Origin of the sequence: Micromonospora sp. Llam0, from assembly GCF_003751085.1 — a bacterium.
In the GTDB taxonomy this organism is placed as follows: domain Bacteria; phylum Actinomycetota; class Actinomycetes; order Mycobacteriales; family Micromonosporaceae; genus Micromonospora_E.
Map to the genome: position 1 here is coordinate 191,406 of NZ_RJJY01000002.1, position 10,725 is coordinate 202,130.

At 72.1% G+C, this 10,725-nt stretch carries 13 protein-coding genes; 7 read left to right on the forward strand and 6 right to left on the reverse strand.

Annotation, left to right across the window (positions count from 1 at the left end; translation table 11 throughout):
- Positions 1-35: 35 nt before the first annotated feature.
- Positions 36-632, reverse strand: a complete 597-nt coding sequence (locus EDC02_RS27925) for a hypothetical protein (RefSeq protein ID WP_123605329.1) — start codon at positions 630-632, stop codon at positions 36-38.
- An 84-nt stretch (positions 633-716) separates the two neighbouring features.
- Entirely contained in the window at positions 717-1,247 is a 531-nt protein-coding gene (locus EDC02_RS27930) for a M48 family metallopeptidase (protein ID WP_123605330.1), read from the reverse strand.
- A gap of 483 nt (positions 1,248-1,730) precedes the next feature.
- On the opposite strand from EDC02_RS27930, the gene EDC02_RS41940 reads away from it, so the two are divergent.
- The 3 genes from EDC02_RS41940 to EDC02_RS27940 all read left to right on the forward strand — a co-directional run bounded on the left by EDC02_RS41940 (position 1,731) and on the right by EDC02_RS27940 (position 4,586).
- Positions 1,731-1,898, forward strand: coding sequence for a DUF5679 domain-containing protein (locus EDC02_RS41940; RefSeq protein WP_233606684.1), 168 nt, complete (start codon positions 1,731-1,733; stop codon positions 1,896-1,898).
- Between the two features lie 242 nt (positions 1,899-2,140).
- On the forward strand, positions 2,141-3,247 hold the full coding sequence (locus EDC02_RS27935) for a hypothetical protein (protein ID WP_233606477.1): 1,107 nt from the start codon (positions 2,141-2,143) through the stop codon (positions 3,245-3,247).
- 10 nt (positions 3,248-3,257) lie between these two features.
- Positions 3,258-4,586: an AarF/ABC1/UbiB kinase family protein gene (locus EDC02_RS27940; RefSeq protein WP_123605331.1), complete on the forward strand. Its 1,329-nt coding sequence runs from the start codon at positions 3,258-3,260 to the stop codon at positions 4,584-4,586.
- Between the two features lie 110 nt (positions 4,587-4,696).
- Here the strand turns inward: EDC02_RS27940 and EDC02_RS41035 are convergent, their stop codons facing one another.
- From EDC02_RS41035 to EDC02_RS27960, 4 genes are all read right to left on the reverse strand, one after another.
- Positions 4,697-4,840: a hypothetical protein gene (locus tag EDC02_RS41035; protein WP_199757942.1), complete on the reverse strand. Its 144-nt coding sequence runs from the start codon at positions 4,838-4,840 to the stop codon at positions 4,697-4,699.
- 85 nt (positions 4,841-4,925) lie between these two features.
- Positions 4,926-5,330 (reverse strand): WhiB family transcriptional regulator, encoded by a 405-nt coding sequence (locus tag EDC02_RS27950; protein WP_123605333.1) that lies wholly within the window; start codon positions 5,328-5,330, stop codon positions 4,926-4,928.
- Between the two features lie 137 nt (positions 5,331-5,467).
- Positions 5,468-5,860 carry a hypothetical protein gene (locus EDC02_RS27955; RefSeq protein ID WP_123605334.1) on the reverse strand — a complete coding sequence of 131 codons (393 nt, stop codon included), beginning with the start codon at positions 5,858-5,860 and terminating at the stop codon, positions 5,468-5,470.
- A 93-nt stretch (positions 5,861-5,953) separates the two neighbouring features.
- Positions 5,954-8,131 carry an ATP-dependent DNA helicase UvrD2 gene (locus EDC02_RS27960; RefSeq protein ID WP_123605335.1) on the reverse strand — a complete coding sequence of 726 codons (2,178 nt, stop codon included), beginning with the start codon at positions 8,129-8,131 and terminating at the stop codon, positions 5,954-5,956.
- A gap of 189 nt (positions 8,132-8,320) precedes the next feature.
- On the opposite strand from EDC02_RS27960, the gene EDC02_RS27965 reads away from it, so the two are divergent.
- From EDC02_RS27965 to EDC02_RS27980, 4 genes are all read left to right on the forward strand, one after another.
- Positions 8,321-8,566: a mycoredoxin gene (locus tag EDC02_RS27965; RefSeq protein ID WP_123605336.1), complete on the forward strand. Its 246-nt coding sequence runs from the start codon at positions 8,321-8,323 to the stop codon at positions 8,564-8,566.
- Between the two features lie 161 nt (positions 8,567-8,727).
- The gene (locus EDC02_RS27970; RefSeq protein ID WP_123605337.1) at positions 8,728-9,879 is read left to right on the forward strand and encodes a helix-turn-helix transcriptional regulator; all 1,152 of its coding nucleotides are present in this window, start codon (positions 8,728-8,730) and stop codon (positions 9,877-9,879) included.
- A 45-nt stretch (positions 9,880-9,924) separates the two neighbouring features.
- Positions 9,925-10,161, forward strand: a complete 237-nt coding sequence (locus tag EDC02_RS27975) for a DUF397 domain-containing protein (RefSeq protein WP_123605338.1) — start codon at positions 9,925-9,927, stop codon at positions 10,159-10,161.
- A gap of 283 nt (positions 10,162-10,444) precedes the next feature.
- Entirely contained in the window at positions 10,445-10,684 is a 240-nt protein-coding gene (locus EDC02_RS27980) for a hypothetical protein (RefSeq protein WP_123605339.1), read from the forward strand.
- Positions 10,685-10,725: the final 41 nt, after the last annotated feature.

Sequence of the window (10,725 nt, forward strand, 5' to 3'; positions counted from 1 at the left end):
TGACAGATAGGCCCGCTGACCGACAGGCCCCGGGTTCAGCCGGTGGTCAGCAGCGCGCGGGTGGTCTCCCAGCCTTCGACGGCCGGGTTCAGGGCCGCCAGGTCCGCCGGGCCCCGCAACCGACGCCAGGGCGGCGTCACCGCCACCTGTCCCGGGTGCGGCGCCGCCGCCCGGACCACCTGCGGATCGGCGGTGAGGTCCAGCGGCGGCAGCCAGTCCGGAGCCGGCAGTTGGGCCGCCACGCCGAGCAGTCCCCCGCCGTCGCCGCCGGCCGGAGCCACCGCCACCGGCCGGGTGGTGATCGGTCGCAGCAGCTTGCCGATCAGCAGGCCGGGCAGGTCCGGCGCGTCGGCGGCGAGCACCGCCGCCTGGTCGTAGCCGTGTGCCGCGACGGCGGCCAGCGCCGCGTTGACCGAGATCTCCGGCAGCGGATGGATCGGCATGTCGGGCCAGGCGATCGACCTGGCCAACGGCAGGTCCGCTTCGCTCGCGGCGATCGCCGGTTCCACCTGGCTCAGGGTGGCGAGCAGGTCGACCATGTCCTCGGCCAGGGCGGCCCGCCAGGCGGCGGGATCGGTGCCGGGCGGGGACCAGTCGACCAGGTCGAGAAGAATGACCACGGCACGGCGCATCTGACCCACTCTAGCGGCGGCGTACCCGGCAGGTCCGGGGCGTACCCGGCGTGGTTGGCGTAGTCGGTGCAGCCGGCAGGTCGGTCAGTCGGCCAGGACGAAGCCGCTGGCCGCCGCCACCCCTTCCAGGTAGCCGCGGGCCCGTTCCGCCTTGGGGTAGCGGCCGACGAGCTCCCAGAACCGGGCGTTGTGGCTCGGCACGACGAGGTGCGCCAACTCGTGCAGCAGGACGTAGTCGATGACCCAGTCCGGCATCTCCTGGATCCGGTGGGATATCCGGATGGTCCGGTCCGCCGGGGTGCACGACCCCCAGCGGCTGTTCTGGTTGGTCACCCACCGGACGCTCGCCGGGACCACCACCCGGGCGTGTTCCGGCAGGTAGCGGTCGACCAGCCGGCGAGCCCGGCCGACCAACTCACTGTCCGACCGGCGGAGGCGTTCCTCCCGGGCCGCCAGCCGGGCGAGCATCCGGTCCACCCACTCGCTCTCCTCGGCCCGGGAGAACTGGTCCGGGATGAGGATGACGACGCGTTCGCCCTCCCGGTACGCGGACACCGTCCGGCGTCGGCGCTGGCTGCGCCGCACCTCGACGACCGGCTTACGCGTCCCTGCCATCAGCGGCCCGCGCAGCCCCGGGTTTCGCTCACGATGGCACGCTAATCCGTACTGACCAGGGGAACGCAAGAGGCAACGCGGTGTAGCGAGGGTGAATCACCCCTTTTAGGGCCGATTGTCGCGAAAAAAGTTACCCACTCGACCGCCGTACGTCGCGCCCGAGCCGCTCAAGGTCACCGTAGGCGATCACGAAGAAGTTTTCACCTCCACCCCCCGGCCGGTGACCACCTGCGGATCTTCTCCCGGCGTGTCACTGCGAATCTGACTTATCCGATCTATTGCGGCATGCACACTCTCGACGTCGACTTACTCACAGTGTCGGTGAATTGTTGACATGGAACCGCCCAGTCCTGGGTAGGGTCCGCGGACCGGCGGTCAACAGTGGCCGCGGAGAAATCCCAGCGCGCGGCGCCGCCGAAGGTCGCCGCGAGCGGGTGCACGCCGGGTCTGCAACCACCCGGCGAGGAGACGAGGAGGGGCACCGTGGCCGACCAGGCCCAGACCTACAACGGTTACTGCGTGAAGTGCAAGGAGAAGCGCGATTTCGAGGGCACCGTCGAGGTGTCGAAGACCGGCATGAACATGGCCAAGGGCAAGTGCCCGGTCTGCGGCACAACAGTCAACCGGATCTTGGGCAAAGCCAAGGTCTGACTCGCGGCGCTGCGTCGAAGGGGCGGCTGGAGCCGCCCCTTCGACGCGCACGGCCATCGCACACCGCCACCACCAACAGCCGGTTGCCCGCCACTACACGCTGCGTCATGTCCGAGCCGCGACACCACCCCGACCAGGCTGTGGAAAACTCGCCGGAACCTGTGGACAACCGAGGATACGCGGGACACAGGCTGTGGATAACGAGCCAGCAAGCGTTTCGTTACGGTGACAGTCTGTTGTCCATGCCCACCAATCCCCTGCTCAGGCCGACCCTGTTGCCCGGCCTGGCCCGCCTCTGGCGGGACCGCAACACCCTGCAGCTCGGCTCGGATCCGGCGCACGCCGTACTGCTCGACCTCGCCGACCCGGCACTGTCCCGGCTGCTCGACCTGCTCGACGGCAGCCGGTCGACCCGCGCCGTACTGGACCACGCCGTCCGACTCGGCGTCCCGGCCGACCAGGCCCGGCACCTGCTGGACATGCTGGTCGCCCGGGGCCTGATCGTCGGCGCGCACACCCTGCTGCCAGCGAACCTGCCGGAGCACGCCCGGCACCGGTTGACCGCCGAGGCGACCGCTCTGGCGCTGCGCCGCGACGAACTGCCCGGCACCCCGGCGCAGATCCTGCGTCGGCGCGCCGCGGCCCGGATCGTGCTGACCGGCCGGGGCCGGCTGGCCCGGCCGCTGGCCGTCGCGGTGGCCGAGGCGGGGATCGGCCACGTCGCCATCGACCTGGCCGGTACGCGCGCTGCCAGCGAAGCCGTCACCGTCGCCGTCAGCCAGGCCGTACCCGGAGTCGAGACCCGCCCGGTACGGCGCGGCCAGGCCACCCTGACGGTGCTGCTCGGCGCCGACCGGCCGGCCAACCTGCTCGCCGCGAGCTACGCCCGGCACCGGCAGGCCCACCTGCTGGTCGACATCCGGGACCGGACGCCGGTAGTCGGCCCGCTCGTGCCGCCGACCGGTACCCCGTGCCTGAACTGCCTGGACCTGCACCGTCGGGACCGGGATCCGGGCTGGCCGCAACTGGCGTCCCAGTTGTGCGCGATCGGCCCGGCGACGATCTGCGACTCGGCGACCCTGCTGGCCGCGGTGAGTGTCGGGACGGCCGAGATCCTGGCGTTCGTCGACGGTGGGAGCCCGGAGACGATCGGGGCGGCGGTCGAGGTGCACGCCCCGGCCCGGCTGCGGCGCCGGGCCTGGCCGGCCCACCAGGGTTGCCACTGCCACCGGCGCCGGCCGCGCCGCTGCACACCGGTGCGGAGCCCCGCCGATGGCGTGGGCCAGGCGCAGGGGGCCGGTGGCATGAGCCACGCTCAGGGAGGGGTCACGGTCCGCGATCGTCGGTAACAATGGCCAGGTGACCGAAATCCCGCGCTGGGCCGTGTCCAGGACCGCCAAACTCGCCGCGCTGCCGATCGGCTTCGCCGGCCGCACCGTCCTGGGGCTGGGCAAGCGGGTCACCGGGCTCGCCTCCGACGTGATCTCCACCGAGATCCAGGAACGCACCGCCGAGCAGCTGTTCAGCGTGCTCGGGCAGCTCAAGGGTGGTGCGATGAAGGCGGGGCAGGCGCTGTCGGTGTTCGAGGCGGCGCTGCCGGAGGAGCTCGCCGCCCCGTACCGTCAGGCCTTGACCAAGCTGCAGGAGGCCGCTCCGCCGTTGCCCGCCGGGTCGGTGCACAAGGTGCTGGCCGAGCAGCTCGGCGCCGACTGGCGGGAACGGTTCGTCGAGTTCGACGACCGGCCGGCCGCCGCGGCCAGCATCGGCCAGGTGCACCGGGCGGTGTGGCGCGACGGCTCCGCAGCGGGCCGGCCGGTGGCGGTCAAGGTGCAGTATCCGGGGGCCGGCGACGCTCTGCTCGCCGACTTCAAGCAGTTGTCCCGGCTGAGCACCATGTTCCGGGCGATCCAGCCCGGGCTGGACATCAAGCCGCTGCTCAACGAGCTACGGGACCGGCTGGCCGAGGAGTTGGACTACGAGCTGGAGGCCGAGTCGCAGCGGGCGTTCGCCGCCGCGTACACCGGCGACGACCAGATCATGGTGCCGGCGGTGCTCGCCGCCGCGCCCCGGGTGCTGGTCACCGAGTGGATCGACGGCGTCCCGCTTTCGAAGATCATTTCTTCCGGTACGTCGGACCAACGCGACCGGGCCGGGCTGCTGATGGCGGTGCTGCACTTCTCCGCTCCGGCGCGGGCCGGGCTGCTGCACGCCGACCCGCATCCGGGCAACTTCCGGCTGCTCGACGACGGCCGGCTCGGCGTGGTCGACTTCGGCGCCGTGGCCCGGCTGCCCGGCGGGCATCCCGAGCCGATCGGCCGGCTGGTCCGGCTGGCGCTCGACGGGGACTCCGACGCAGTGGTGGCCGGGCTGCGCGATGAGGGCTTCATCAAACCGGACGACCCGATCGACGCCTCGGCGGTACTCGACTTCCTGCTGCCGATGCTGGCGCCGCTGGCGGCCGAGGAGTTCCAGTTCACCCGGCAGTGGCTGCGCGACGAGGCGGCCCGGCTGGCCAACCCGAAGTCACCGGCGTACCAGTTGAGCCGGCACCTCAACCTGCCGCCGGCCTACCTGTTGATCCACCGGGTGACGCTCGGCTCGATCGGGGTGCTCAGCCAGCTGGAGGCCCGGGCCCGGTACCGGGACGTGGTGCGGCGCTGGCTGCCGGGTTTCGCCCCGACCGGCTGACCCACCGGGTCAACCGGTCGGGCCAGCTGGCCCGGCCGGTTGACCCGCACGGACGGATAGACAGTGGGATGGGCCCGGTCCCCGCTGTGTTCAGCGGGGACCGGGCTCGGTCAACGCCCGCTCAGGCTGCGGGCCCAGAGGTGCCGGGCCTGCATGGCGACGGTACGGGCGGATCGGGGTGCCTCAGTACGCGCGGTGCCGGCCTGAGGCGGTTGCATTCGCGCCCGGGAGAGCGCTTCGTAGAGCAAGTGCATGACGGTTTCTCCTGTGACGGTCGGTGCTGCGGTGTGGGTGGCCTGTGCCGGTGCCCGGCCGGTGCTCGACGTGATCCGATGCATGTCAGGCCGCCAGCCGGACGGTGCCGCGGGAGTTGGCGACCCCGTTGGCCGCCATGCGTGCCTCGACCTCGCCCCGCAGGGCGGCGTCGCGGGCCAGGTCCTCCTTGCGTGGCCGGCCCCGGGGCCGCTTGCGCGGCACGACCGCGCCCCGCTCGAAGATCTCGCCGCCCCAGACGCCCCACGGCTCGGCCCGCTCGATCGCCCCGGCGAGGCACTCCACCCGCAGCGGGCAGTCCACGCAGAGCGACTTGGCCAGCTCCAGCTCCGTCGGGGAGTCGGAGAACCACAGGTCAGGGTCGAACTTCCGGCAGGGCAGCTCCGCCACGACGTCCGGCTGGCCCGTTGCGGCCGGCCGGCACCCCGGCTGGTAGTCGCTGCGGTCGAGAGTGGCAAACGCCAGACTCATCGCCCGGTCACCTCTTTCTTCGCTTCGATCTCGTGGATCGCTTCCGACTTGCTCATGCCTGTGCGGCGACAAAAACTAAGGCCGCGGATCCCGGTTGCGGGTTCCGCGGCCTCGAGGTGAGCCGGTGTGGTCTGGTGTCAGACCGGCCTTCCTCGAGGGGGAACACCGCGGGCAGCATCCATGAACGGCTTCTTGGCCGCCGGGATGGTGGTGCGAACGCTGCCTTCGGAGCTGCTGGTGCCATTGGTCGTCACGACTACGGACGCACCCTGGAGCCGGACCCAGCCCTGGTCGACGCCGACCCACCCGGTGACCACCGTGCGGTGCTGCCCGGTCGCGCCGGCCGGCACCGTGGTCGGCACGGCGAGCTGGCGCTGGTGGGTCTGCTCGACCTGGATCTGGGTCTGGGTCTGGACCTGGTTCGCCCCTGCCGAGTGACCGATGGGCGCGACGGCGGCCAGATAGCCACCGACCGTCGGAGCGCAGGCAGCGGTCAGCGTCGACAGCGTGGAAGTCTCGTAGCTCAGCACCGTCGTCACCTCCTGCCTGGACTCATCACGGAAAAACCCTCCACCCCGACGGAGCAGCGAGAACGCCCACTGCTCGCGAGGTGTGACCTGAGGCTAAGCCTCTTGCGACGCCGGGGGCAAACCATTTTCCGGGTCGGATTCCGAACTTTTTTGCCAGTCAAGATCATCTACGGCCGCGCCGCCCACCAGAGCGTGCACCGACGGACCGTAGAGCCCCAGCTTGCGGGGGCCGATCCCGGCGATCGCCAGCAGCTCGGCGTCGCTGCCGGGCAGCCGCTCGGCGATCGCCAGCAGGGTCGCGTCGGTGAACACCACGTACGCCGGCACCCGCTGCTCGCCGGAGACACGCGAGCGCCATGCCCGCAGCCGGTCCAGCAGCTCCTCGTCCAGATCCGACGGACAGGTGGCGCACCGGCCGAGCTTGCGGTCGACGCCGGCCAGCAACGTGGTCCCGCAGACCCGGCAGGAGACCGGCTGGCCGCGTCGGCGCTCGCCGGAGCGGCCCGCCGCCGGACCGCCGCGCTGGGCGCCGCCGGCGCCACCGCCCGAGCGGTCCAGCTGCGGCAGGAACCGGCAGGGCCGGCGGGCCCGCCCACCCGGCGACCGGGCGGCACCGTAGGACAGCCACAGCCACTGCCGGGCCCGGGTCACCCCGACGTAGAGCAGCCGGCGCTCCTCCTCCAGCTGCTCGGCGGTCCGGGCGTACGTGGTGGGCAGCGTCCCGTCGGCGAGCCCGACCAGAAAGACCGCGTCCCACTCCAGGCCCTTGGCCGAGTGCAGCGAGGCGAGGGTGACGCCGGCGACCGTCGGCACGTGCTGCGCCGCCGCCCGCCGCTGCAGCTCGGCGCAGAAGTCGGCGAGCGGGACCGGACGTTCGCTGACCGCCGCCTCCCCCACCGGCACCAGCACCGGCTGGGCGCCGAACTCCTCGGCCAACTGGACCAGCGCGGCGAGCGCCTCCCAGCGTTCCCGCGCCGCCCCGCCGGGCGGCGGCTGGTCCGGGGTCCAACCCACCGCGGCGAGCCCGGCGGTGACCGCCTCGACCAGCGGGGTCTCCCCGGGCGTCGACCGGACCGCCGAACGCAGCGCGACCATCGCCTGCCGGATCTCGGCGCGTTCGAAGAACCGCTCCGCGCCCTGCACCACGTACGGCACCGCCGTCTCGGCGAGCGCCTTCTCGTACGCCTCGGACTGGGCGTTGGTCCGGAACAGCACGGCGATCTGGGCGGCCGGCGTACCCGCCGCGATCAGTTCGGCGCAGCGCGCCGCGACCGCCGCCGCCTCGGCCGGCTCGTCGGTGAAGATCCGCACGTCCGGCTCCGGGCCGGGCTCGCGCTGGCCGACCAGCTCCAGCCGCAGCCGGGCCTCGGTTCCCCGGGCCTGCCGGATCACCGTGTTGGCCAGCCCCACCACCTGCGGCGTCGACCGGTAGTCGCGGACCAGCCGGACCACCACCGCGTCCCGGCGTCGGCGGGCGAAGTCGACCAGGTACGCCGAGGTGGCGCCGGTGAACGAGTAGATCGTCTGACTCGCGTCGCCGACCACGGTCAGGTCGTCCCGCTCCCCCAGCCAGGCGTCGAGCAGCCGCTGCTGCAACGGGTTGACGTCCTGGTACTCGTCCACCACGAAGTGCCGGTACTGGGCCCGGACCTGCTCGGCGACGTCCGGGTGCTCCTCGATGCCCCAGATCGCCGCCCGCAGCACGTCCTCGAAGTCGATCACGCCGTTGCCGCGCTTGATCTGCTCGTACCCGGCGTACACCTCAGCGACCTTGGCCGGCTCGTGCGGAGTCTCCCGCAGCGCCTTCGCCGCCGCGACGGCGTACTCGGACGGCTCCACCATCGACGACTTCGCCCACTCGATCTCACCGGCCAGGTCGCGGGCGGCGGCCCGGTCGGTGCGCATCCCGACCCGGCCCGCGGCGAGGGTGACCAGCCGGACCTTGCTGTCCAGCAGCTCCGGCATCTCCCGGCCGCCGAGCAGCCGGGGCGCGAAGTAGCGGACCTGGCGCAGCGCCGCGGCGTGGAACGTCCGTGCCTGCACCCCACCCACGTCCAGCGCGCCGAGGCGGGCCCGCATCTCGGCGGCGGCCCGCGCGGTGAAGGTGACCGCCAGTACGTGCCGGGCGGCGATCGCGCCGGAGAGCACCCGGTAGGCGATCCGGCTGGTGATCGCCCGGGTCTTGCCGGTGCCAGCGCCGGCCAGGATGCAGACCGGCACCGCCGGAGCGGTCACCGCCGTACGCTGCTCCGGGTCCAGCCCGCCGAGCACTGGGCCTGGTCCTGGGTCTGAGTTGTTGTCGGCCGCCACGGGTAGGAATCATCGCAGCCTCGCGCGACGTTGCACCGGCTAGCCCGGGTGCCACCCGGGCCGCAAGTACTGTGCCCCGGCACCGCCCGGGGCCGGCGACCCCGGCGGGCGAGCGCCCGCCGGGGCCCGACGACCGCGGAGGACCTGCTGATGTTGACCATGTATTCGACCAGTTGGTGTGGCTACTGTCACCGACTCAAGTCGCAGTTCGACCGGGAGCGGATCCCGTACGAGGTGGTCGACATCGAGCAGGACACCGAGGCGGCCGCGTACGTGATGGGGGTCAACGGCGGCAATCAGACGGTGCCGACGGTCCGTTTCCCGGACGGTTCGGCATTGACGAATCCGAGTATCGTTCAGGTTCGACAGCGACTCAGCGACCTCGCGGCGAGCTGAGTCGCACTCACGGTCCGTCCGCCGCCGTGCACAACGTCGCATTTGGCTAACACGCCCACCAGAGGACCCCACCGAGGCAGCAATCGGGCCATACTGTTTCGGGCCGTGACCCACATCGCCGCGACATTGGCGGTCACCAAACGGATCGGGGGTGGTTTCCGGTGCAGCCCGAGGAGCCCGAGCAGCCCATACCGAGCCCGAACCTGCGTCGTCGCCGCCTCGGCAGCGAGCTGAGGCGGCTGCGGGAACACGCCGGACTGACCGGTGAGCAGGTGATCGAACGGGTGAAGTGGGCGTCCGCGTCCAAGCTCTCCCGACTCGAGAACGGACGCAGTCGGCCGGGGGTCGGCGACGTGATGGACCTGCTCGACCTGTACGGCGTCACCGGCACCGAACGCGACGATCTGGTCGGCATCGCCCGCGACGCCGGCAACACCCGGGCCTTTCTCAGCTCGTACGCGGTGATGACCAGCCTCCAACGGGCGTACGCCGAGTTGGAGGCTGGTTGCACCGAGATCCAGGAGTACGGCGCGGTGATCATCCCGGGCCTGCTGCAGACCTCCGCCTACGCGAAGGTACGCATCCTCTCGGCACGCCCGCTGGTGGAGATCGTCGACGAGCGTGCCGCCGGGCGCCGGACGATCCTGCAGAAGGCGACCAACCACCGGACCGCCAACCAGAAACGCAACGCCGACGACCCGGACACCGAGGTCGCGGCCCGGCAGTCCCGGCAGTCGATGCTGCTGCGCGAGAACGGAGCACCGAAGTACACCGCGGTGCTGGAGGAGGCGGCGGTCAGCCTGCGCTGCGGCCCGCCCGACGTGATGGTGGCGCAGCTGAAGCACCTGCTCACCATGGCGCAGCTGCCCAACGTCACCCTGCGGGTGCTGCCACCCAACGCCACCGTGGCCTCCTGGTACCTGTCGGAGACCGCGTTCTCGATCTACCACTTCGCCGACCCGGAGGACCTGAGCGCGGTGGCGATCGAGACGCTCGCCGCCGACATGATCGTCAACGACGTGCCGGTGCTCGAACGGTACGGCCAGGTCTTCGACTGGCTCTGCGAGGCCGCCCGCAGCCCGCAGGAGTCGATCGACTGGCTCGGCGACGCCGTGGCCCGGCACGTCGCCGCCGGTGCCACCGAACTCGACTCCGTACCCGGCGGCGCCGCCCCCTCCTCCCCCACCACCCCTGCCCCGCTGTCCCCGCCCGCCGCGGGCGGGGCAGGCCCCGGCCGACCGGCCGGGCCGCCGATCCAGCGTGGACCGCACGAGCGGACCACGCGCCGGACCGGCCAGGCGATCCCGGACTGACCGACGGTCCGCCCGCCCGGTCCGCTTGACCAGCAAGGAGCAGGAATGAACCCAGCAGATCAGTCCAGCGTGCGCGTCCCCGGTCCGCCCCCGCCCGCCTGGCGCAAGAGCAGCCGCAGCCAGAGCACCAACTGCGTCGAGGTCGGGGCGACGGCGGGTCACCGCGCACCGGTGCTGATGCGCGACAGCAAGGACCGCAGCGGGCCGGTGCTGTCGTTCGACCGCACCACCTGGCGTGACTTCATCGACAGCGCCAAGGACGGCGAGTTCGACCTGGTCTGACCGCCGGCAACCGACGGCAGGTCGAGCCGGGTGGCCACCGCCACCCCGACCCGGCTCGACCCCCGACCCGGCTCAGCGCCGGCACCGCCTCGACCCCGACCTGGTTCAGCGCCGGCACCGCCTCGACCGAACGGACATCAGGATCGATCCGTTCGTCAGGTTTGACCGGCCACCACAACGGGTTCTCCTCCTGCGGGGACAACCGATGGAATTTCCAGCAGGAGCCTGTCCGACCTGAGCCATCGGCCGTCCTACCCAGGTCACCGGTTGCTCGGAGTCGTTCATGCGATACCTGATCGTCCGCACGGAAATCCGCGCGGTGGCACACCACGAACTCATCGCCGCGGTCCGCACCGGCCAACGCATTCGCGACGAGCGGACCGCACCCGAACCACGCCGGCAGACGGTCTGCGCGGAGAACCTCGAAGCGGCCATGCACCTGGCCCGCGCACTGTCCACCGTCGGGTCGGTCCGCTCCGGCCGGCAACGGGTGAAGGTGGTACCGGTCCCGCCCATCGGCTGACCGGCACAGACCGGCACGCACCCGACGGGTCCGGCGAGGCG